Source organism: Ancylomarina sp. YFZ004, assembly GCF_054254355.1.
In genome coordinates this window covers 138,059-161,440 of sequence record NZ_JBTCHQ010000001.1, presented here as the reverse complement: position 1 = coordinate 161,440, position 23,382 = coordinate 138,059, and the positions used below count along the sequence as shown (strand labels likewise).

General features: G+C 35.0%; 15 protein-coding genes. 9 read left to right on the top strand and 6 right to left on the bottom strand.

Annotated elements, in window-relative coordinates:
- Nucleotides 1–15: 15 nt before the first annotated feature.
- On the top strand, nucleotides 16–4,023 hold the full coding sequence (locus tag ACXR6G_RS00690) for a DEAD/DEAH box helicase (RefSeq protein ID WP_458359472.1): 4,008 nt from the start codon (nucleotides 16–18) through the stop codon (nucleotides 4,021–4,023).
- A gap of 285 nt (nucleotides 4,024–4,308) precedes the next feature.
- Here ACXR6G_RS00690 and ACXR6G_RS00685 read toward each other — a convergent pair whose 3' ends face one another.
- The 4 genes from ACXR6G_RS00685 to ACXR6G_RS00670 form a co-directional block, all read right to left on the bottom strand.
- Nucleotides 4,309–5,061: a LytR/AlgR family response regulator transcription factor gene (locus tag ACXR6G_RS00685; RefSeq protein WP_458359471.1), complete on the bottom strand. Its 753-nt coding sequence runs from the start codon at nucleotides 5,059–5,061 to the stop codon at nucleotides 4,309–4,311.
- Between the two features lie 75 nt (nucleotides 5,062–5,136).
- Nucleotides 5,137–6,192, bottom strand: coding sequence for a sensor histidine kinase (locus ACXR6G_RS00680; protein WP_458359470.1), 1,056 nt, complete (start codon nucleotides 6,190–6,192; stop codon nucleotides 5,137–5,139).
- A 56-nt stretch (nucleotides 6,193–6,248) separates the two neighbouring features.
- Complete coding sequence (locus tag ACXR6G_RS00675) at nucleotides 6,249–6,983, bottom strand: LiaF transmembrane domain-containing protein (protein ID WP_458359469.1); 735 nt, start codon at nucleotides 6,981–6,983, stop codon at nucleotides 6,249–6,251.
- Between the two features lie 30 nt (nucleotides 6,984–7,013).
- Nucleotides 7,014–7,376, bottom strand: coding sequence for a LiaF transmembrane domain-containing protein (locus tag ACXR6G_RS00670; RefSeq protein WP_458359468.1), 363 nt, complete (start codon nucleotides 7,374–7,376; stop codon nucleotides 7,014–7,016).
- A 281-nt stretch (nucleotides 7,377–7,657) separates the two neighbouring features.
- Here ACXR6G_RS00670 and ligA point away from each other — a divergent pair, with 281 nt between their 5' ends.
- The 4 genes from ligA to ACXR6G_RS00650 all read left to right on the top strand — a co-directional run bounded on the left by ligA (nucleotide 7,658) and on the right by ACXR6G_RS00650 (nucleotide 15,103).
- Nucleotides 7,658–9,664: an NAD-dependent DNA ligase LigA gene (ligA, locus tag ACXR6G_RS00665; RefSeq protein ID WP_458359467.1), complete on the top strand. Its 2,007-nt coding sequence runs from the start codon at nucleotides 7,658–7,660 to the stop codon at nucleotides 9,662–9,664.
- A gap of 467 nt (nucleotides 9,665–10,131) precedes the next feature.
- Nucleotides 10,132–11,547, top strand: a complete 1,416-nt coding sequence (locus ACXR6G_RS00660; protein WP_458359466.1) for a TlpA family protein disulfide reductase — start codon at nucleotides 10,132–10,134, stop codon at nucleotides 11,545–11,547.
- 128 nt (nucleotides 11,548–11,675) lie between these two features.
- A complete protein-coding gene (locus ACXR6G_RS00655) occupies nucleotides 11,676–14,111 on the top strand; it encodes a TonB-dependent receptor domain-containing protein (protein WP_458359465.1) in 2,436 nt (811 codons plus the stop codon).
- A gap of 284 nt (nucleotides 14,112–14,395) precedes the next feature.
- Nucleotides 14,396–15,103 carry a DUF5715 family protein gene (locus ACXR6G_RS00650; protein ID WP_458359464.1) on the top strand — a complete coding sequence of 236 codons (708 nt, stop codon included), beginning with the start codon at nucleotides 14,396–14,398 and terminating at the stop codon, nucleotides 15,101–15,103.
- A 212-nt stretch (nucleotides 15,104–15,315) separates the two neighbouring features.
- Here the strand turns inward: ACXR6G_RS00650 and ACXR6G_RS00645 are convergent, their stop codons facing one another.
- The gene (locus ACXR6G_RS00645; RefSeq protein ID WP_458359463.1) at nucleotides 15,316–16,458 is read right to left on the bottom strand and encodes a DEAD/DEAH box helicase; all 1,143 of its coding nucleotides are present in this window, start codon (nucleotides 16,456–16,458) and stop codon (nucleotides 15,316–15,318) included.
- A gap of 231 nt (nucleotides 16,459–16,689) precedes the next feature.
- On the opposite strand from ACXR6G_RS00645, the gene ACXR6G_RS00640 reads away from it, so the two are divergent.
- The 4 genes from ACXR6G_RS00640 (at nucleotide 16,690) to ACXR6G_RS00625 (ending at nucleotide 22,614) form a co-directional block, all read left to right on the top strand.
- Nucleotides 16,690–18,783, top strand: coding sequence for a hypothetical protein (locus tag ACXR6G_RS00640; RefSeq protein WP_458359462.1), 2,094 nt, complete (start codon nucleotides 16,690–16,692; stop codon nucleotides 18,781–18,783).
- Between the two features lie 56 nt (nucleotides 18,784–18,839).
- Nucleotides 18,840–19,898, top strand: a complete 1,059-nt coding sequence (locus ACXR6G_RS00635) for a DUF6340 family protein (RefSeq protein ID WP_458359461.1) — start codon at nucleotides 18,840–18,842, stop codon at nucleotides 19,896–19,898.
- Between the two features lie 130 nt (nucleotides 19,899–20,028).
- A complete protein-coding gene (locus ACXR6G_RS00630) occupies nucleotides 20,029–21,264 on the top strand; it encodes a M48 family metallopeptidase (RefSeq protein ID WP_458359460.1) in 1,236 nt (411 codons plus the stop codon).
- 93 nt (nucleotides 21,265–21,357) lie between these two features.
- Entirely contained in the window at nucleotides 21,358–22,614 is a 1,257-nt protein-coding gene (locus ACXR6G_RS00625) for a competence/damage-inducible protein A (RefSeq protein WP_458359459.1), read from the top strand.
- A gap of 212 nt (nucleotides 22,615–22,826) precedes the next feature.
- Here ACXR6G_RS00625 and ACXR6G_RS00620 read toward each other — a convergent pair whose 3' ends face one another.
- Nucleotides 22,827–23,375 carry a hypothetical protein gene (locus ACXR6G_RS00620; RefSeq protein WP_458359458.1) on the bottom strand — a complete coding sequence of 183 codons (549 nt, stop codon included), beginning with the start codon at nucleotides 23,373–23,375 and terminating at the stop codon, nucleotides 22,827–22,829.
- Nucleotides 23,376–23,382 lie beyond the last annotated feature (7 nt).

The following is a 23,382-nucleotide window of genomic DNA, read 5'->3' as shown; positions in this document are numbered from 1 at the left end:
TAAGATGAATGGAACATGACAAATTTAGGAATAATTGGCAGTTATCAGGATTTAAGCGAAGAGCAACAAGAGATGCTTCTTATTTTAGCTATTCATGGCTGCCCAACTTTAGGAAATGAACTAAGTAATTCATTCATCTATTGTAACGCATTATCTAAACTTCCTACATATAAACAGAAAGCTGTATTAAAAGACTTAATTCAGTTAGGAATTATTGTGCGATCTTCAAGTTCATATTACAGTTTTAAAAAAGATATAATTGATGATATTTTAATTGAAGGCAGTGTCTTAGATAATCGAATGTTTTTTGATATTTTTAATGATATCGTTATACAGCACCGTTACTATTATTTCACTGAAGATCTCCAAGTAATCCTTCGCCATTTTAGATACCTGATTTACACCCGAAATTTAAAAAGTTTCAATGAATTTCTAAAGAGAGATTTCGAGAAATTCAAAAATATTATTCCCGAGAAATTATTAATTTATATACTGAAGGATAAAATTCCCGGTGCATTAGCTTGTTTTAACAATTATATCGAATTGTTTGCCAAGTTATATGGGGAATTAATTTTGCGAAATCTATCACCAATACCTGATTTGGATGATTTTCATGAAATTTGTCGTAATGAATTGAGACGGGGTTTATTATTGCCGAATTTGTTTCAAGCCAACTCTTCAGGGGATGAATTCATTTCTTCGAATCCTGCCTTATCATCTTTTACAAAATTGATATCCGGAGATAAGGATCAGGTTTGTGTTGAAAGTCTTCAGTTTCTGGAAACTTATCAGATCGAAACAAAAAGTAAAAAGAAATTCATTCCAAAATTGGGAGGTCTACTCTATATTTTGTCGAGAATAACGAATCCAAGTCCTGATTTAAGTAATCTGCGACCTTTCGTGAATAATTTTATCAGTCTTCAAAAATCAAGCATATGGGCAGAGATATCTTTGCCTATTCAAGGCTTAATTAAGCTTCTTGATTGCAAAGGTAAGTTAAGCGATGTAACTGCATACTGTAAACACCCCTTGCCTTTAGTTCGTTTTTTTGCTTTTTTGTCTCTCCATATTGCTGATGTCGAAAAGATCAAATGTTTCCATTATGAAGTTCTGGAATTGAGGGATTTGGCTCAAGAGAATAAGTATCATTGGCTTGTTGCTGAACTCGATTATATATTATCGAAAATAGATAAGAATCACCCTTTCATCTCACAAAAAAAGATCATTCCGATTCTTAGTGATCTTGTGATACAAGAGACTTGGGAGAAATCTTTACTTGCCCTGAATCATATTTTCGAGAAGAAAACGCCTAAACCAAGTACAACTCGTCGTTTGGTATGGGAAGTAGACTTTCAATATACTGATCTAAAAGCCTTGGAACAAAGTTTAGGAAAAACGGGTTGGTCAAAAGGAAAGCCAATCTCGCTTAAGCGATTAAAAGAAAAGAGTATAAGTTTTAGTACTAAACAGGATGAAAAAATCATTGAGCATATCACAAAACGGATGGGCTATAGAGGTTATGAGTACTATTTCGATACCGAAGATGCTTTTCCTGATCTGTGTGGGCATCCTTATATTTTTAAATTAGGACAGCCTAATTTTACGATTGAACTGAAGAAAGAAGAACTTGAATTACAAGTTTCTAATGTAGGTGGGCACTATGTTATAGATTTGCCAGAAGCACTGTTTAAAGATGGGATCGAAATAAAGGAAGAAACCTTAACCAAATATACTGTGTTCGCTCCTAATCCTGATCAAAAAAGGATTGCAGAAACAATAAATGGACGGCAGTTAAAAGTTCCAATTACAGCAAAGCCTTTATTGGAGGAAGTCATTAAAAAGATAAGTTCAGTTATAACTATTAACTCTGATTTCATACAGAATAACATCCCTTTTATAGAGCCGGATTCTCAGCCCTTTGTTCAAATGGTGCCAAATGGACTTGGTTTAAGGGTTAAGTTGTTGGTTAAACCCTTGGTTGGAAATACAACTTGCTTTATTCCTGGCGAAGGTCGAGCTAATCTTATTGAACTTATCGACGGTGAAAAGCATCAAACCCGAAGGAATCTTTCCGAAGAAATTAAGTTGAGTCTGGAGATTGCTAATTCATGCGATAGTTTATCTGTTTGGAATGAAGGGTTTGGCAGCCTAGATTTTGATGAGCCTCATGATTGTTTGGATTTACTTGCCGAACTCAGGAATGCTAATATTAAAGTGGAATGGCCTAAGGGGAAGAAACTTAAACTAGTGAAGGGAACAGCTAGTTTTGCTGGTTTAAATTTAAAGGTCAAAAAGAATAACGACTGGTTTAGTTACGAAGGTGAAGTTGCCATTAATGAGAATTTAAGTTTGAGTCTTCAAAAGCTATTAGAGCTAAATAGAAATTCAAAACATCGCTTTATTAAGCTTGATGATGGGCGCTTTATTGAAATGTCGAAGGAGTTTAAAAAGCATCTACAGAAACTAAACGCTTTTTCGGTGACTGGTTCCGATGAGTTATTGGTGCATCCTTTGGCTTTATCCTCGCTTTCCGATTTCGAAGATCAAGCACATACATTAAGTGGCGATAGTCATTGGGATAAACAGAGAAGCAAGATCCAAGAAATGAATAAGTTTAAACCTAAACTTCCCGAAACCTTGGATGCCGAATTACGTCCTTATCAGCAAGAGGGGTTTCAGTGGATGGCCAAATTGGCCCATTGGGGGGTAGGGGCTTGCCTGGCTGATGATATGGGATTGGGTAAAACCATTCAAATTATCACCATTTTATTACAGCGAGCAACTAGTGGTGCGGCATTAGTGGTGGCGCCAGCTTCGGTTTGTGGTAATTGGAGAAATGAAATTAAAAAGTTTGCTCCTACACTGAATCCCGTTTTGATTTATGACTTAAATAAGGGATTTAATCTGACTGATTTTGGCCCTTTTGATGTGCCTATTATCAGTTATGGTTTGCTGGTTTCGAGATCGAAAGAAGTAAAGGCTAAAAAATGGCAAACACTTGTGCTTGATGAAGCTCATGCTATAAAGAATAATACGACAAAGCGATATAAAGCTGTCACGAGTCTTAATGCTGGCTTTAAAATTATTGCGACGGGTACGCCAATTCAGAATCATTTGGGTGAGTTGTGGAGTCTTTTCCAATTTATAAACCCAGGTTTTCTGGGTTCTTTAAAAGACTTCTCTGATCGGTTTATTACAGTCACTTCGATAGAGGACGAGCAACAAAAGAAGAATCATTTGAAGAAACTGATAACGCCTTTTATACTTCGTCGAACAAAAAGGCAAGTACTTGATGATTTGCCTAAAAAAACAGAAATTGTATTAAATGTAGACTTTAGCGAGGAGGAACGAGACTTTTATGAAGCTTTAAGATTACAGGCTATCGATAATATTGAGAATCCTGATGAGAACGAGAAGGCTGGTAAACACATGAAAATATTGGCCGGCATAACCAAGTTGCGTCAAGCTTGCTGTCATCCTAAATTGGCTCAGAAGGAATCGATTCTAAGCAGTTCGAAGCTTGAGGTTTTTGAACGAACGATTGATGATTTAAGAGAAAATAAACATCGCGTTTTGGTTTTTAGCCAGTTTACCTCTTATCTTAAAATGGCTGAAGAAATTCTTAAAAACAAAAACATAGCCTATCAATACCTCGATGGCTCAACGCCACTTAAAAAGAGAGATAAAAGTGTGAAAGCATTTCAGGCGGGAGAGAGCGAAGTATTTCTGATTAGTCTAAAAGCCGGTGGTTTGGGATTAAATTTAACGGCTGCCGATTATGTGATTCATATGGATCCTTGGTGGAATCCTGCCATTGAAGATCAGGCCTCAGATCGGGCACATCGCATCGGACAGACAAGACCCGTTACTATTTACCGTTTGATTACCAAAGGGACTATCGAAGAGAAAATGGTGAAATTGCATCACAACAAAAGAGAATTGGCCGATAATATTCTGGCTGGTACCGATAAAAGTAACAAGCTAAGCTCAGACGAATTGTTGAAAATACTGATGGAAGGCTAGTTGATTTATAGTCAATGTCGGCAGTAATTATAAGATATGAATTAGGAGCTCTGAGTTTCTCACATCTCTTTTTTCTCGGTTTTCTTATATCTACCATCTGATATAGAGGTGGTGTTTTTGCAAAAGGGATAGTAGCGTTTGTTTGAGCTCCTTTGTCTTTTTTTTTGACAAAGAGCGAGTTCGGATAGCCCGACCCGCAGGGGTTTGCCCAAAGAATTGTTATTGATGAGAAAAGAGTAAGCTTGCTATGCAAGCTGCCTTTACGTTTTTCCTTATTCGTGTTTTTTAGAAACCCAATTGCTGTTTTAACAGTTTGTAGCCATTTTTACTAACCTTAAGTTTTTCGCCTGATTTAAGAATAAGCATCCAACTATCTTTTTCGTAGGGTTCTAATTTAGATATTTCTTCAATACAAACTAAATAGGAGCGGTGGATTCGACAGAATTCATCGGGATTGAGATGTGTTTCGAAATATTTCATTGTTTTTTGCTTCAGGTAATGCCCCTCACCGGTATAGATCATCACATAGTCATCCTGAGCTTCAAAATAGCGAATGTCGTCAACGGGAATAATATCAATTTTATTTCTTGATTTAACAACAATTCTATTGAGTTCTTCCTTGTTTTTGTCTTCGTGCTCTTTCAGCTTTTCAATTACGTTGGATTTTTCTGCTTGATTTTCCAATCTGGAAATTGCTTTTGATATGGCATCAGCAAAGCGTTCTTGAGAAAATGGTTTTAAGAGGTAGTCTACGGCATTGTGTTCAAATGCTTTAATGGCATATTCATTATAGGCCGTTGTGAAAACAATATTATAGGGTTTATCTAAGAGTTCTAAGAGTTCAAACCCTGTCAACTTAGGCATCTGAACATCAAGAAAAATAAGATCAGGATTTAATTCGTTTATGGCTTTTAAACCTTGAAACCCATCTGAGTATTCACCTAAAAACTCAACTTGATCAATATTAGATAAATAGGATTTCACTAAATCTCGTGCTAATGATTCGTCGTCGATAATAATTGTTCTAATCTTTTCCATAGGTTGGATAGTTTGAGGTTTTAAAACTCAAATTTCATGTTGTTTTCAATATTTTAATACAAACTGATGTTGAACTTAGTTGTTTTGTGGGAATTCCATATTGACAACAAAGTTAGATTCAGTTCGGGTGATAGCCAATAAATCTGATCTTCCGTAAATGAGATTTAATCGCTCCATAATATTTTTTAAGCCAATCCCTTTTCCTTTGGGTGTGATGGCATCCTTATCAAAGTTATTTGAGATTTTAATAATTAAACTGTTATTTACAATCTCAGCTTTGGTTTTAATAACAACAGGTTCTAGACTTTCGTGCACACCATGTTTTATTGCATTTTCATAAATGGGTTGCAGTATCAAATTTGGAATTTTAAGGTCCTGACTCGATTCATCTATCTCAAAATCTAAGATTAGGCGATCACCAAACCTTACTTTTTCAATTTCCAGATACAAGCGACTATTTTCCATTTCATTGGTAAGCGTATTCAATTCCTTCAAATCCTGATCAAGTGAATATCTTAAGAAGGTAGATAGCTTAACTAACATATCTCTCGATTGTTCTGGTCGAACGAGAGTTAGTGAACTGACTGAATTTAAGCTGTTGAATAAGAAATGAGGATTGATTTGTGATTTCAGAGCATTAATTTCTGCCTCTTTAATCAGGTTTTTAAGATCAGCTTCATTCTCAATCTTCGATTTAAAACTTCGATAATAGATAAAGACATAGTAGACCATTACAATATAATCGTATAAAGCGAATGACATAAATGCCAGCCAATAATAAGGCATAATAATTTCAGGCTTATTGTTGGCAATTGGGGCCTTATCAAAAAATGAAAAAATCAGATAGGTTAGCGATAACCAGATCGTAACCATTATAATGGCAACTGCAATGTGATGAAGTGCAGCAGCTAACCTACCAATCTTGTCAACATCAATATGTCTAACAATATACCAAATTGAAGGGGCTATAATCAGAAGAGGCAAGGATATACTTAAAGATGATATCAGTGCAATCTGAAAAATTTCATCTTGGAAATACCAATCAATAGCAAATAGAGAGCATGTAAATGAAAACCAAAATCCAAGGTAAATAAGTAAACCAAAACGATGGGAAAGAATAGGATGCTCCATACTTGTTTATGAAAAATAATTGTAGAAATGATTTATATTGATTTAATAAGTAGAAATTATTTACTCGACTTAATTTCACAACCCCCAAGGGCAACAAAGCCTTTTATAATTAATTCTTTCTTAGGTTCTACAATATAATTTGGAGTCGGTACACGTTTGTCCGATACACCACCTAAAACAGCTGAAATACTAACTTTCACATCCCAATCTGGAGGAACAATAATAACAGAACCGCCAAACATGGCGAACAGCTCAATGGTGTGTGTACCTTCGGCTAATTGAGCATAAGTCAAGTCAACTTCTCCACCACCAAACATGCAAGTAATGCTTCCACCTTTAAATTTTTTTGAGTTTACAATACGCTCGCCACCTCCAAAAATATTTAGTTCATTAATATAATCTGTAGATTTATTTGATTCACCACATAAATTAGAAGGACAGGAGTTTCGTTTTCGGATTACGATAATACCTAATATAATTAGAAGAACGGGCCAGAAAAATCGATAAAGATCGATATGCCAATTAAATAGTCGTGGAAGCATGAAAACAGCACCAACTAGTATTAGGCTAAAACCCGTTGTTCTATCATTTTTAGCAAAGGCAAATAGACTACCTAAAGCGATAAGTAACATTGGCCATGAGAAAATAATATGATGAAGATCATTTGGAATTAAATCCAGATTATTGAGGATTAATGTGCCTCCAAATAAGATGAGTAGGATTCCAAAAATTGAATTGTTTCTTCCTTTTGGATTTTGCTGATCAGGAATATCTTGAAAATTTCTATTCATAACAGTATATTTTGAATTGTAATTGCTTGATTAATGATGACTTTTATTTTTTTTCTTATCGTCCCAGATAGAATGGCATTCATCAGGTTTTAATATATAACTAATCCCCATTAAAATTAAGATTCCTGGCCAAAACCATATTTGCCAATCATCGGAAAGTATAAAAAGATCATCAGCTAAAAAATATGTGCCAACAGCTAGAACTGCAATGCCACCAAAGATTCGGCCTCTAACAATGATCATTAAAAGACCAATTAGAATTAGAAAACTTTCCCAACGGAAAATGTAGTGGTGAATGTTCCTTGGTAAGAAATCGATATTACTTAGCAGGATAACAATTCCAATTATAATAAGTACTAATCCAACAACCAAAGGTCTTCTATCTTTATTCATAATGCGATTATTTTAGTTTCTAATGCTAAATTACCTCAAGTATATCTTTTTTACGATCATTAATCGGTTAGATGTACATTATTATCGGTGAATTCAATTCGTAAAAACTAGAGCCTTTATTTTCTGAAAGATACTATTTTGATTTAGAATTTATCATTGATTAATAGGTCTGAGACTCAGATGTGTTTTAAGAATTTGTTTAGATTTGAGAGTAAATAGCCATCGTATTGTTTATTCTATTGCTATTTTTATGCTCTAGATTATAAAACATCAACTGAAATATGAATAAGACTGAAGCTTTGCGACGTATAACAGTACTACGAGAGCAACTCCACACACATAACTACAATTATTATATTCTTTCACAGCCTACTATCAACGATTTTGAGTTTGATATGCTGATGAATGAACTGATGACATTAGAGCAGAAATTTCCTGAATATGCAGATGAGAATTCACCAAGTCAGCGTGTTGGTAGTGATATCAATTTGGAATTCAAGCAAGTTGCACATGAGTATCCGATGCTTTCTTTAGGGAATACGTATTCTGAAGAGGATATTCGTGATTTCGAAACTCGAATTTTAAAACTGACAGAAGAGAAGATTCAATACGTTTGTGAGTTAAAATATGATGGCACATCTATTAGTCTTAAGTACAAGAATGGAAAGTTGGTGGAAGCCTTAACTCGTGGTGATGGTGTTCAGGGAGATGATGTGACCACTAATGTGAAAACCATTAAAGCGATTCCTTTAAGCTTGCAAGGCAATGATTATCCCGATGAATTTGAGATTCGAGGTGAAATCATGATGCCGTTTCAAGTATTCAATCAGTTAAATGTTGAGAGAGAGGAGCAAGGCGAAAGCCCATTTGCTAACCCAAGGAATGCTGCATCAGGTAGTTTGAAAATGCAGAACTCTTCAGTAGTAGCCAAACGTCAGTTAGATTGTTACCTCTATTATTTACTGGGGAAGCAATTACCTGCTCGCGATCATTTTAATAATTTGGAACTAGCCAGATCATGGGGATTCAAGATCTCTGATGATAGTAAGCTTTGTAACTCTATTGATGAGGTGCTAGAGTTTATCAAATATTGGGATACAAAGCGAGAAGAGCTTCCTGTTCCTATCGATGGCATTGTGATTAAGGTAAATTCCCTTGATCAGCAAGATGAGTTGGGTTATACAGCAAAATCACCTCGTTGGGCCATATCCTATAAGTTTAAAGCAGAACGCGAAGCTACTAGATTAAATAGTGTGACTTACCAAGTTGGTCGTACTGGATCGATAACACCAGTTGCCAATTTAGATGCTGTTCAGTTAGCCGGTACAGTGGTAAAGCGAGCATCATTGCACAATTCAGACATTATCGCAAATCTCGATTTACATCTTAATGATTCTGTGTTTGTTGAAAAGGGAGGTGAGATTATTCCTAAGATTGTGGGTGTTGATGTGGATCAGAGAGAGGCTGATGCTGAAAAGATTGTATTCATTGAGAATTGTCCTGAATGTGGTACCGAGTTGGTTAGACTTGAAGGAGAAGCGAATCATTATTGTCCCAATAGTCTACTTTGTCCTCCACAAATCACAGGCAGAATTGAGCATTTTATTGCCCGTAAGGCCATGAATATTGATGGCTTGGGAGAAGAAACCATCGAACTTTTGTATCAGCAAGGTTTGGTAAAGAATATATCCGATCTGTACAGATTAAAGAAAGAGGATTTACTTCCTCTTGATCGTATGGGAGATAAATCTGCCGACCGTATTCTGGGAAGTATCAAGGAATCTTTAAATGTTCCTTTTGAGAAAGTCTTATTCGCATTAGGCATTCGCCACGTTGGTCAAACGGTGGCTAAGAAATTAGCTAAAACCTTAACATCTATTCAAGCTCTTAAATCAGCAAGTCTTGAAGATTTAGTGAATGTTGATGAAATTGGTGATAAGATAGCTAAGAGTATTATTCTCTTTTTTGAGGATGAAGCTCAGAACAAAATAGTAGATGAATTGATTGCATATGGTTTGCAATTTGAATTAGATCAAGAAGAATTAGCCAATCAAACGAATAAGTTAGAAGGTTTAGCTATTGTTATATCAGGGAGTTTTAAATCGCATTCAAGAGATGAACTTAAGGCTATGATTGAGCAGAATGGTGGAAAGAATACCAGTTCAATCTCTAAGAAAACTGATTTGTTTTTGGCTGGAGAGAAAGTAGGGCCTAGTAAATTGGAGAAGGTTGAAAAGTTCGGAATCAAAACTATTTCGGAGGAAGAATTTATAGAATCTCTAAAATAGGAGTAAGCTCAGAAATTAGAATAAAATAAATGGCAACCCGGTACAGACTCTGTACCGGGTTATTTCGTTTTGGTATAACCTGTCAGAGTGCTTGCACCTGACAGCGTTAATTTAATCGGAAAATATAAACGCTGACAGGTCGGAAACGATTCTGTCAGGTTTTTTTTAGGAGACTATTGAATAAGCTGAGAGTGGCTTTTTAAGAATACGAAAGCGGACATGAGATGTTCGAAATCGAACATCAAAATAAATTCTGATAATTGTTTTGTGTTGATTTTGTGCATAATACAACTTTCGGCACAAGATGTGATAAAAGGATGATGATCTGTTGGTTTTAGAATGATGATTTCCACTTTGAATTGAATCTTGCTTCACTCTAAGCTGTTAATAAACGTTAATTCTAAACCTATCGTGTAACTAAAAAATCTATGGCGTAGTCCTATGGTTATATCCAAATACAAAATAACATGAAATTCAAAAGAACTATACTATTTATTTTAATATCGACTTTAATCATAGCTTGTGAAAATAAGACAGAAACTACTTTAAAAGGAGAAGATACATTTACCGCACTGACTTTGTTGTCAAAAGATAGCATTGATTTAAAACTTACAAAAATCTACAATGTTGGCACTATGAATATTCAAGAGGAGGTAGTGCTATTAGAAGAAAATAAGAATTTTACTATCGCGGAAAAACTCGATAAATTACTTTTATGTTACGCCATTGCTGATAATGGATCTGTTGCTTTTTATATCGGTCCGGATATGGAGCGAAGCATCCAAATCAAAGAAAACGATTCTGGGAGTTTAGAATTAATTTTCGATAAGGAAGATTTTGTCAATAAATTTACTAGATCGTTTCATGAGAAGTTGAATTCTTTGTTCTCCCTTGATATCGGTAATGAAAAGGCTATTCTTAGTACCATAGATAAAGTAAAACTAGAATCCTTGAGTCAATTGGATGAAATTAAATCCAAAATTAGTGATCCTTCCTACAATACTTTAAAGGCTATGGTGTCAGGAAAAATGGCACATTTTAAATTTATGCTAAGCGAACGTATTGCTACTTTAACTTCACAATCTGGCTATTACGATTTTACCAATAACATAGATTTTGATAACGATTATTATCTCATTTATTCAGATAATCTAAACACTATATATAATACTTTGGAAATACAGTACGAAAGAAAGTACAAGAGTTCATTTAAAAATGCTTCAAACCAATTGGAATTTATCAACGGATTTATCAAAAACGATGAAGTAAGAAGTCAATTTATCAGTTTTATTCTCAGTAGAGAAATACCAGAAAAAACAGAGCAAGAAAAACAAAAAAAATTGGCAAAGTTGGCAAATATGAAAGTAAAAGAAAAATATTATCAACACATTACCAGCATTGAATCTGGCTCGGCACTTGGTGCAAAAATTGGGAATCAAGCAAAATTTTTAGAAACACTTATTTCTGAGAATAAAGATTTTAATATTGAAAGTCTTAAAGGAAAGGTATTATATATAGATAATTGGGCTACTTGGTGTGGTCCCTGTGTGAAATCTATGAAAATGTTTCTTAATAAATACAATGAATTAAATAAAATAGAAGGTGTAAGCTTTGTGTTTGTTTCTTTTGATAGAAACGAGTCTACCTGGCGTGAATATATCAAAAAGAATAATTTCCCCGAAGAAAATGTAATCCATTTGTATAATGGATCCGATATGAAGTCTACCTATAGCAAATACTATAATATCTTAGGTCTTCCTCTTTATCTTGTAGTTAATCCAGACGGAACAATAAGCGACTTAAACCCTTCGGCTCCTTCTGATGAAGATTTCGAACAATTTATCAAAAAAATATCTGCATATAACAAAGTATATAAAGAATAGCTGAGATAGTGCAAAAACGAAAATAATAATCATAAAACAGAAGGTGTATATAAATTGAAGAGTTAGTGAGTTCAAATCTGATGCTTTTCATATACCAACATTATAAATCTAACCGACCAAAAATAATCATGATGAGAAGAATTCTATTTTTAACTATTTTGATGCTGTATAGTTTTATTAACTATGCCGAAGAATCACCCATAAACAGCATTAGTAAGCTTGGTACCGTTTCAGGCCTTATTATCGATAACAATACCAATGAGGCATTGCCATATGTTAATATTGTAATTAGAGATGCAAACAATCAAATATTAACCGGAGGGATTACCGATGATAATGGGAAGTTTCATATCAAAAAAATCGCAAAAGGAAAGCATGTCATTGAAATTCAATATATCGGATACAAGCTTTTTACTAAAGAACTTGATTTTACAGCTAAAAATTCGACTTACAAACTAGGAACGATTCGTCTTGAAGAAGATTCTGAAGTGCTTAATGAAGTGGTTGTGAGAGCCGAATTGTCTACAGTAACTCAGAAGATTGACCGAAAAGTTATAAATGTAGGTAAAGACCTAACTGCAGCTGGAGCAACAGCTTCGGAGGTATTAAATAATGTACAGTCGGTAAGTGTTGATAGCCAAACGGGGACTGTGAGTTTACGAGGGAACGAAAATGTGAGAATATTAGTCGATGGTAAACCAACTAATATTAGTGCCGCTCAATTGTTGCAACAAATTCCATCTACTTCAATTAAAAGTGTCGAGTTGATTACCAATCCTTCAGCAAAGTACAATCCCGAGGGGATGAGTGGGATTATTAACATCGTACTAAACAAGAATGCAAATATTGGCTTTAACGGAAATGTAAACTTGGGAGTGACACGAGGCGAAAACACGCGTATGAATGGCTCTTTAGACATGAATTACAAAACTGGTAAGGTGAATTTTTTCATGAATTTTGGTGCTAACGGTGGAAAAAGAGACAATTATGGTAATGTTTTAAGAAGCTCGAAAGATGAGAATGGAAATGTAATTCTTGATAATGATCTCTTACAGAAATTTAAATTCCTAAGTGATAATAATTCCCAGTTGCTAAAAGTAGGAGCCGATATCTATTTGAATAAAAAGAATACACTTTCATTTTATACCACACAGAATTTTCGCGATGGTGTATTTGATGGTACTACAAAGATTTTTAGAGGAACAGATTTGGATTATCATAGTTTGATGAAATCTGAAACAAATAATGCATCTGGAACTTATAATTTTAACTATAAAACCGACTTTGAAAAAGAAGGACACAACCTGGAGTTCGAAGCTACATATAGTAAGAGCGATTCGCCTGAAGATGCTACATACACAGAATTACTTAATCCGTTTGACTTGACTTCGAATTACACAGATGCTATTGAAAATGATTATACCAATACGCTTCTAAACCTGGATTACACAAATCCATTGGCGGAAAATACAAAGTTGGAATTAGGTTTGGAGTTAAGATTAAATGATACAGAGAATTCAAGACTAACAAATCAAAATGATTTTACTAATAATGAAATAGGTAATTCTGCATTTACATACGACAGAAGTATCTATTCGGGATATGTGAATTTAAATCACAAAATAGATAAGTTCACGATGCAAATTGGCGCCAGACTTGAGCAATATGAAGTAGATGGTAAGTTTGTTAAGGGAGGTGAAAAGGCTAAGTATACCGATAGTCGTTTTACTGTGTATCCTTCTGTATTTATTACTTTCAATCAGAGCGAAAAAAATCAATTTCAGTTGAGTTACAGCAGGAGAGTAGACAGGCCATCTATCGGGCAAGTAAATCCAATTAGAGAGTGGAGTACGCCTTTGATTAGCTCGTTTGGAAATCCTGAACTAGATCCTCAATTCACTAACTCTTTCGAATTCAATTATACCAAAGGAATGAAGAATGGCTCTGCTACAATTGGAGCATTTTACCGTAGAGTAAATGGTAATATTTCGAGAGTATTAAACAAAGATACTTTGGATATTGAAAAGGTGGAAATGTCGTACTATAATACCGATAGTAACGATCGTTATGGTATTGAGCTGTCGGCAAATTACCGATTCTTTAAATGGTGGTCGATGAATGCCAGTTCCGATTTATATATCCAAAAAGAAACAGGAGTTTCAAACGATGAGAACCTTGAGATTACAAATAATTCTTTCAATGTTCGAGTATCGAATAGCTTTACGGCCACTAAAAAACTGAAATTTCAATTGTTTGCCATGTATCGTGGTGGAGGAAAAGATCTACAGTTTGAAGTAGATCCAATGTGGATGATCAATACGGGTGCTAGCTATTCAATCTTAAAAGGAAAAGGAACCTTAACCTTTAGAGTGAATGACATTTTTGAGGGAATGAAGTTCAAATTCAAGTCAAAAGTACCGTATAATCAGGATGGTGAATTCCATTGGGAAAGTAGAACAGCATATCTGGGCTTTGCGTACCGATTTGGTAGCGGTAAAAACAAAGCCAAAAGAAGAAAACGCAGAGATAGTCGTGAAACACAAGGTGGTGGTGGATTTATGTAAAAATCTATATTCAACCATTGAATAGACATCCATAAAAAATCTCCTTATCCTATTTGTTTAGGTTAAGGAGATTTTCCTTTTTAGATGAATTTGAATAATACCATTTTAATTTTAAAATCATCTTTAAATAAGATGGAATCATTTTAGCTATATCGAGGCAAAAAAGTAAAAGATAGCCGAGTTACATCGCATCTTTTTTAACGAAGATCTCGCTGAAAAGAAACTTTACTTACCAATTTGTTGAGAACGCCTTTTTTTTATCTTTGTGCGAGTAAAATTTTGACATGAATAAGAGAAAAAAAAGGTATAGTATTCGTAAAATTCTAATGGCAGCTGTAATATTCGCAGTTATCGTATTTTTAATAATTAGAGCTCTAAATCCTACACCAAAAGGCAAAAGTATAGACAAGTTTTCCGTTCCTGTACTTACAAAAGATGAAAAGGGATCGCTGCGCCGCTATAATAATAATAATCATCTTGAGGTAGCCCAAATAAAGGGCTTAAAAAAGCCTTTGGATTCAAGAGGTAATGATAAAGCGAGTGCCAAAGCTTTTTGTGACCGTCATGAACTTGTTGAAATTACTGATAATGAATATTACGAGATACCCCATTTAATAAATTCAATACCTTACCTGCAAGCACCAGCAGAAGAATTTTTAGATCTACTTGGTGAAAGGTTTTGCGACGAACTCGAAGAATTAGGCCTTAAAAAATATCGGTTTTCAATTTCATCAATATTACGGACCCTCGAAGATCAAAAATCGCTACGCAAAAGCAATGTAAACGCGACGCCAAACAGTTCATCGCATTATTATGGACGAACTTTTGATATTGTACAGACCCGTTATTTTGAGAGAGGTAATAGTACACCTGTTTATACCTACCGTCTTCGAAATATATTATTGCGTGAATTAATTAAGCTGCAAGATGAGGGTAAATGTTACGTTCTTCTCGAAAGACAGACAAAATGCATTCATGTAACTGTAAGGTAGTGTAGGCAGAAGGAACTGAAATGCAAGTCTTAAAAATTGAATTGTAAGTAAGAATTATACTCTCGCTGGTGCGCGATTATATCGCGTTCCCTTATTAAAAAACAAAAAACATACAATGGAATCGTGCGGCAGCAATAGGGTAGAAATGAATGTAATACAAAAATGCCCAGCTCAAATAATGAACTGGGCATTTTCTATATGTGTTTTAAGGCTTAATAGCCATGCATATCAATCTTTGAACTATCAATCATCGGCACTTCCTTTTTCATCTTATTCTGAATCACTTTAAAGTGATGCTCTTCATCGGGAGAGATAAAAGAAATAGCTTCACCTGGTGATTCTGCACGACCGGTTCTACCAATACGGTGCACGTAATCTTTGGGCGATCGTGGCAATTCGTAGTTGACCACATAAGGAAGGAATTCAATATCGATACCACGAGCCAAAAGGTCGGTTGTAACCAATACACGAATATTTCCAGCTTTGAATCGTCTTAAACTCTCGGTACGGGAATTTTGACTTTTCCTGCTGTGAATAGCAACCGCATGTATATTATTTCGGCAAAGTTTATTGGCAAGCGCATCGGCTCTAAAGGCAGAGGATGCAAAAACCAATACTTGTTTTAAATTATCTTTTTTGATCAAATAGCGCAATAGTGGCCCTTTTTTCTCATCAGTAACCGAATAGGCCACCTGGTTAATCAGTTCTAGATCTTCCTCCTTCGGTTCAATTTGTATCACTTCAGGATGACGTAACAAGACTTGCTTGATATTATCAACATCTTGGCTTAAAGTCGCTGAGAACAATAGATTCTGACGCTTTTTAGGTAGAAGAGCGAAAATACGATCCATCTCGTCCTTAAAGCCCATGTTAAGCATCTTGTCTGCTTCATCAAGAACCAAGGTGTCAATATCCGATAGATGAACAGCGTTCGATTCTGCTAATTCGATTAATCGACCAGGTGTTGCAACTAAGATGCTAACACCATTCATCCCCATCATTTGAGGGTTAATTGAAACACCACCGAAAATAGCCATTGTTTTTACTCTTTCAGGTAAAGCCATCGCAAATGTGCTAAATACGTCTTCGACCTGAACGGCAAGCTCGCGTGTAGGAACTAAAACGAGTACCTTAACATGTCTGTTTTTAAGAGGTTCATTGCTCTTTAGATTGTTTAGGATTGGTAGCACATAACTCGCCGTTTTACCTGATCCCGTTTTTGCAATACCTAAAACATCCTTATTGCTCAGAATAGCAGGAATAGCTTCCTTTTGAATGGGGTAGGGCTGTGAGTAATTCTCAATAGCCAAAGCTTTTAATAAGAAAGGAGATAAACCTAAAGATGTAAATGACATTATTTTGATTTTAATTTATAATTGAGCGTCAAATTTAAGAGGTCAAAGATACATCAAATTATATGAGGAAGGCTGAGCCCATGGCTTGCATTTTATGAAAATATTAAGGCCTTTTATATTCTATTTAAATGTTCTAATGAATTATGTTGATAAAACTCTCTTTTTTGATCTTAGAATAATTCAATAGCTCGCAGAGTTTATTAAATTTGTTGAAACTTTAAAATTATCCTTTTGAATATTTCTATTCTAACAGAATACTCCTTATGGTGGTTACTGCCTATCCTTTTATTGGCAGTCGCTTTGGTGTATGGGCAGTATTACTATAAAAGTGCTTTAAAGAACGATTTATCATCCATCAGGATATTAAGTCTAGCAAGTTTGCGTGCTTTGGTTTATGTTGGCTTATTATTTCTCCTATTAAACCCTCGTATAAAGCACAGCCAGGAACGCATAGAGAAACCTCTATTGATTTGGGCACAGGATAATTCCCGGTCATTAATATCAAATCAAGATTCAAGCTATTATAAAAGTGACTATTCTAAGGAAGTTGATGCTGTTTTGGAGAATCTCAAATCTAAATATGAGATTCAAAAATTAAGCTTTGGACAGGAGGTTAAAATTGTAGATGATTTTAATTTTTCTGATCAATCAAGTGATTATGCATCCTTATTTTCATATTTAAAAAGTCAGATTCAAGCCAGTGATCAAACTCAAGTCATTTTGGCTGGTGATGGTTTGTATAATAAGGGGAATGATCCTCGTTTCTCGGTACAAGAAATTAAATGTCCGGTCCATACCATTGCTTTGGGAGATGAGGCGAATCAAAAGGATTTATCTATTGTATCCTTAAGAAGTAATAAACTTGCTTTTCTTAAATCGAATACACCTGTTCGAGTCGCCTTGAAAGCTGATTTTTGCTCAGGAGAAAAGCTGAAATTTCAAGTTCGTTCAGGTTCTGAAATTCTATATCGAGATACTTTAAGTATTTCTGTAGATGATTACTTTGTTGAAAAAGATTTTTTTATTTCTCCTACTCAAACAGGATTGCAAACCTATCAATTGCAGATTGAGCCTTTAAAGGGTGAGTTAAATCTTAAAAATAATCGTAGAGAATTGATTGTTGATGTTTTGGATAGTAAGCGTAAAGTAGCCATTTGTTACGATTCTTATCATCCCGATATTGCTGCCTTGCAGTCGGCCATGCAGGATAAAACCAACTTCTCTATCAGCCTGATTGATGTTTCGAAGAAGCAAGTTGATTTTTCTGATTTTAACCTGATGATTTTGTATCAGCTACCATCATTCAAGTCTAAGCTAGACCATTTCTTTAGTCAATTAAAAAGTTCTCGTTTACCCTTTATGATGATTCTTGGTGGAGCAACAGAAATCAATAGTTTAAATCGTTTAGATATAGGTCTGACTCTTGTACGAGAAAATGAACTCTTTCAAAATGCTAGAATTGAATTCGGTTCGAATTTTTCGCTTTTTGAGATAGACCCTGTGAATAGGAAAACGATTGAGAATTTTCCACCCTTATTATCTCCTATGGCTAAATTTAACTTCAGTCATGAGATCAATGTTTTGGGAACTCAAACCATAAAGGGGATACCAACTGAACTTCCTTTATGCGTATTTACTCAAAGTGATGAACAAAAACAATGCTATATATTAGGTGAAGGGATTTGGCGTTGGAAATTACAAGATTATAAAGAGAACAACTCTCACGATAGTTTTAATGGTTTAATCAACCAGATGGTGCAATACCTTGCTCTAAGAGTAAAAAAGAACCAGTTAAATGTTCAGTATGATAGAGTCTATAAAGAAACGGATCCCATTCAAATAGAAGCACAACTTTATAATAAAAGTTATCAGTCTACGAATAAAGCCGATGTCAAACTTCTATTGAAGAGTGAAAATGGGAAGGAATTTGCTTATCAGTTTGAACGATCTGGAAATGTCTATAAATTAGAATTGAACAATTTACCCAAGGGGAATTACCAGTTTGAGGCCAAAGTAAAGGTTCTTGATCAAGAATTGAAAACAAAAGGTGCTTTTATCGTTAGTTCTGTAAATTTAGAAGCCAAGAATCTTAAAGCGAATCCGACTCTTTTAAAGAATTTATCTGAATTAAGTGGTGGTCAACATTTCCCTTTATCACAAATGTCGAATTTATCAGAATCTTTATTGAAGAATAATAATGTAAAAGCCCGTATTTCAGTGGAGACTAATTTTCGCTCTGTATTGAATTTTATTTGGATTTTATGTTTTATAATATTATTGCTTGTTTTGGAATGGTTTTTGCGAAAGTATTGGCTAGGAATCTAATTTTCGATTTAGTTTCTAATTCTTTTATTAAACCCAAAGCCCTAAATTATTTATTTATGGAATTTACTAAGTCCCCTATGAAGCTTATTTATTTTGCTATCATATCGCTCGTTATTATTACACCAGCTTGTAAAACAGTCTCTACAGTTCAGTTTCAGGCCTTGGAAGCTCCACGTGTTGTTCTTCCTTCAGATGTTAGTCGTATAGCAATTGTGGATAGGAATCAGTATTTCCCTTCAGATTCGGTGATGAATTATTATTCTGTTACTGGAGTAGTAATAAAAGATACAGTTGATCATACTCAGGATATGCCTTTGAGTTGTTATCAAGGATTTGTTGAAAATTTATCTGAATTTTGGTCACAAGATTCTATTCCTTTTATTCGTCTTCCTGAAGAAATAATGCCAGATACGATTCGTCATTTCACGCCTTTAAGTTGGGAAACTGTTGATAGTCTTTGCCAGGCAAGTCGGTCAGATGTATTGGTTGTTTTAGAAGATATTCAAGCTTTTAATAAACATGAGATTGTAGAAGGTGATGCTTATTGGGCTTTTACTGATGTGCATTATTATGGGAAATGGCGCATATACGACCCCTTGTATAAAAAGTTTTACGATGATAGAATATTAGTTGATAGTTTATTTATGGAAGTATCTGATGTGAGTTTTGAAATACTTGTGAATGAAAAATTACCAAGTAGGAAACAAATGTTGAATGATGCATCTTACGAGTTAGGGAGGAGCTATGTCGATTTAATTTCTCCTAGATGGGTAGATGTTAGCCGTAAGTATTTTGTTTCAGGCGACAAACGTTTATCTGCTGCTCTTTACTTTATGAATAAGAATGAGTTTGATAGTGCCATAAATATATGGGAAAGTCTGATAAATATGAACGATTTGAAGCTTGCAGGGCGTTCGGCATACAATTTAGCGGTTGTGCATGAAATGAAAGGTGATTTGAAGAATGCAAGGGGTTGGATTCGCAAAGCCATTTATTTTTACAAAAACATGAAAAATAGACCTGATGAGTACAAAGAAATAGAAGCTTATGCATTAGTTTTGAACTCCCGTTGGGAGAACGGAAAGAAAATAAAACGATTCTTTGGCGAAGAATAATAGTAGAACAATTATTGAGAATTTAATCGAGATTGATAACTAAGTGACTTAGTTTTTTTTATTTTCATCATCATCCGTCGACTCCGCTCAGTACATCGCATCATCAAATTAACACATCATCACATTAACCATGTCTACAGAACTTATTCTTACCCTCATTCTTGTCATATTAAGTTTAGATTTTTTACTAGAACGCTCACTCGATATTTTAAATAGAAAGAATTGGACAGCAAAAATTCCTAAGGGGCTAGAGGGGATTTACGATGACCAGAAATATGCTCAATCACAAGCTTATGAGAAGGATAAAAATCGCATAGGTCTTTTATCTTCAGTTTTGAGTTTTGTTGTCACTATTCTGATGATCGTAGCGGGTGGTTTTGCCTGGGTTGACGATTTTGTACGTCTTTATTTATCAAACCCAATAACAGTGGCACTTGGCTTCTTTGCTTTCATCATGATTGGTTCCAGTCTGATTAGCTTCCCATTTTCCTATTACTCAACTTTTGTTATTGAAGAAAAATATGGTTTCAATCGAAGCACATTAAAAACATTCTTACTTGATAAGCTTAAAGGAGCTATAGTTACAGCCATTTTGGGTGGCGGTATACTGGCTCTTATTATTTGGATTTACACGATGACAACCACTAACTTTTGGTGGATGGCTTGGGCATTGATTGCTTTCTTCATGGTCTTTATGAGTATGTTTTATTCTTCATTAATTGTTCCTCTATTCAATAAACAAACTCGTTTGGAAGAGGGCGAGTTGAATACAGCTATCAGTACACTTGCAGAGAAAGTCGGTTTTAAACTCGATAATATTTACGTGATGGATGGTTCAAAACGTTCGTCAAAAGGAAATGCTTATTTCTCAGGTTTAGGTTCGCGTAAACGAATCGTTTTATTCGATACATTGATAGAAGAATTATCAACTGAGCAGATTGTGGCTGTCCTGGCTCATGAAATCGGACACTATAAAAAGAAACATACGCTGAGTTCAATCATTTTGGGGCTATTGCAAACAGGTATCATGTTTTATATTTTTTCCTTATTAATAGGAAATGCTAGTCTGTCAGAAGCTTTGGGCACGACAAATCACAGTTTTCATTTAGGTTTGATTGCCTTTGGTATTTTATATTCACCAATATCAACTTTCTTGGGTTTAGGAATGAATGTTCTATCCAGAAAGAATGAATATGAGGCCGACGCCTATGCTGCCGAAAACTACAATTCAAAAGCTTTAGCAGATGGTTTGAAAAAATTATCGGTTAGCTCGTTGAGTAACTTAACGCCACATCCGGCTTATGTGTTTTTCTATTATTCACATCCAACCCTTTTGCAGCGTTTGAATGCCATGCAGGGCAAATAGAAGCCTGTTAACGTCAAGCGAAGCTTGTTCTTCAGCGTTTGAAGGAAAAATGGAGAAGTGAAAACAGACAACAGAGAATTTAATTTTAAGATAATGCAAGCAGAAATTATTACAATTGGTGACGAAATATTGATTGGACAAATTGTTGATACCAATTCAGCATGGATGTCTAAGGAATTGAATGAAATCGGTATTTCAGTTAATCGCATAACGAGTATTTCAGATACAAAGGATGCTATTGTTTCTTCTATTGAAGAGGCTATGTCGCGTGTTGATTTGGTTTTGATGACTGGTGGTCTTGGACCGACTAATGATGATATAACCAAGAAAACCTTGAGTGACTATTTTGCTTGTGAATTAGTACAAGATGATGGTCTTTATTCGAAGATTGAAGAGCGTTTGGCACGATACAAAATTGGGATGAATGCTTTTAATAGAGAACAAGCTTTGGTTCCAAATGGGGCTAGAATTATTACCAATGATTTTGGTACGGCACCATGCATGTGGTTTACAAGAGAGAATAAGCATGTCGTATCTATGCCAGGAGTACCTTTTGAGATGAAGAATATCATGCAATCTCAATTATTGCCAAGCTTGAGCGAGGAATTTGATTGTCCACATGTTTTGCATCAAACAGTTATGGTTCAGGGATTGGGTGAATCCGTTCTTGCCGAAATGCTACAAGATTGGGAAGCTAATTTACCTGCTGTTGTTAAGTTGGCTTATTTACCATCTCCGGGTGTTGTGCGCCTACGTATGAGTTTAGTAGGTAATGATGAGGCTGAATTAAAAGCTATCGTTGATACTCAACTATTAGGCTTGAAAGCTATCTTGGGCGAACGTATATTTGCCCTCGAAGATGAAAAAATTGAACAGGTGATTGCCAATCTTCTTTTAGACAAAAAGAAAACGTTGTCCACAGCCGAATCTTGTACAGGTGGAAATATGGCACATATGCTTACGGCAATGGCTGGAAGTTCAGCTTATTTTAAAGGCTCAGTTGTAGCTTACTCTAATGAGGTAAAAGCAAATGTTTTAGGCGTTAATACGGATAGCTTAGAAGATTTTGGTGCAGTAAGTCAGCAAGTTGTTGAACAAATGGCAACAGGGGCTTGTAAGGCTATTGGTACAGATTATGCTATTGCAACATCAGGCATTGCCGGACCCGATGGAGGAACTGATGAAAAACCTGTTGGAACCGTTTGGATTGCTGTAGCATCTGCAGACAAAGTGATCTCTGAGAAATTTGTTTTTTCAAAAGAACGAGGACGTAATATTAGAATGGCATCCATGGCAGGTTTTAATATGCTACGAAAGATGATTCTAGAAGATGATGGAGTAATTTGCTAATGTGAGGATGAGGTGATTTTCATATTAGTTGATTATTCATTACTATAGGATATTGAGAGCTTTTGTTATGGACTAACCCCTGCGTGCATGATGTATGATGCTCCTGTGGATTTGAAATCCACAGGTAAGGTGTATAAGAATTTGTAATCCGAAATAGACGATAAGTTAATCTGCTAAACTCATTTTGCAATAGAAGTCAGAAGTTTAAATTTCTAGAAATACATCATCAAAGCAACTCCTAAACCAAGGCCTGATAAAACCAAAGAGATTTTGAGCTTATCGGTTTTGAAGACAGTAAGAATGAGTGTACAGATAAGTAGGCTTAGGAAACTAATAAGGAGGAAAGCTGAAAAACTCCCCAGATTATAACCCAAATAAGACAAGAATTTAATACTGGTACCAAGTGCTGCTTTGTAATGAAGACTAAGAGTAAAGCCTTGCATAATGCCTATCAAAACAAAGATGTTGTAGTGAAGTGTTGTAATTCGATTACTAAATATTCCATTTAGCGATACAATGACTAAGCTGATAATGGCAAGCAAGTGTATCGTGGCTTTCGTAAGACTCACCGCTTTAAATACAGCAAGCGATAAACCTACCAATGATCCGGAACACAGAGCTAAAAGAATAAGTAGATAGGTTTTCCAATCCTTGAAACTAAAAAAGGCTCCAATTATAATTAGAAAAAGGATTTGATGAATTGCTGAAAATTGACATAAGTGTCTGAAGGCACTTTCTAAGCTGTAAATTAATTTATCCATATTTAAA

Coding starts and splice junctions, on each gene's coding strand:
- ACXR6G_RS00690 (WP_458359472.1), top strand. CDS start 16: ATGACAAATTTAGGAATAATTGGCAGTTATCAGGATTTAAGCGAAGAG.
- ACXR6G_RS00685 (WP_458359471.1), bottom strand. CDS start 5,061: ATGGAAAAGATTAGAACAATTATTATCGACGACGAATCATTAGCACGA.
- ACXR6G_RS00680 (WP_458359470.1), bottom strand. CDS start 6,192: ATGGAGCATCCTATTCTTTCCCATCGTTTTGGTTTACTTATTTACCTT.
- ACXR6G_RS00675 (WP_458359469.1), bottom strand. CDS start 6,983: ATGAATAGAAATTTTCAAGATATTCCTGATCAGCAAAATCCAAAAGGA.
- ACXR6G_RS00670 (WP_458359468.1), bottom strand. CDS start 7,376: ATGAATAAAGATAGAAGACCTTTGGTTGTTGGATTAGTACTTATTATA.
- ligA (WP_458359467.1), top strand. CDS start 7,658: ATGAATAAGACTGAAGCTTTGCGACGTATAACAGTACTACGAGAGCAA.
- ACXR6G_RS00660 (WP_458359466.1), top strand. CDS start 10,132: ATGAAATTCAAAAGAACTATACTATTTATTTTAATATCGACTTTAATC.
- ACXR6G_RS00655 (WP_458359465.1), top strand. CDS start 11,676: ATGATGAGAAGAATTCTATTTTTAACTATTTTGATGCTGTATAGTTTT.
- ACXR6G_RS00650 (WP_458359464.1), top strand. CDS start 14,396: ATGAATAAGAGAAAAAAAAGGTATAGTATTCGTAAAATTCTAATGGCA.
- ACXR6G_RS00645 (WP_458359463.1), bottom strand. CDS start 16,458: ATGTCATTTACATCTTTAGGTTTATCTCCTTTCTTATTAAAAGCTTTG.
- ACXR6G_RS00635 (WP_458359461.1), top strand. CDS start 18,840: ATGGAATTTACTAAGTCCCCTATGAAGCTTATTTATTTTGCTATCATA.
- ACXR6G_RS00630 (WP_458359460.1), top strand. CDS start 20,029: ATGTCTACAGAACTTATTCTTACCCTCATTCTTGTCATATTAAGTTTA.
- ACXR6G_RS00625 (WP_458359459.1), top strand. CDS start 21,358: ATGCAAGCAGAAATTATTACAATTGGTGACGAAATATTGATTGGACAA.
- ACXR6G_RS00620 (WP_458359458.1), bottom strand. CDS start 23,375: ATGGATAAATTAATTTACAGCTTAGAAAGTGCCTTCAGACACTTATGT.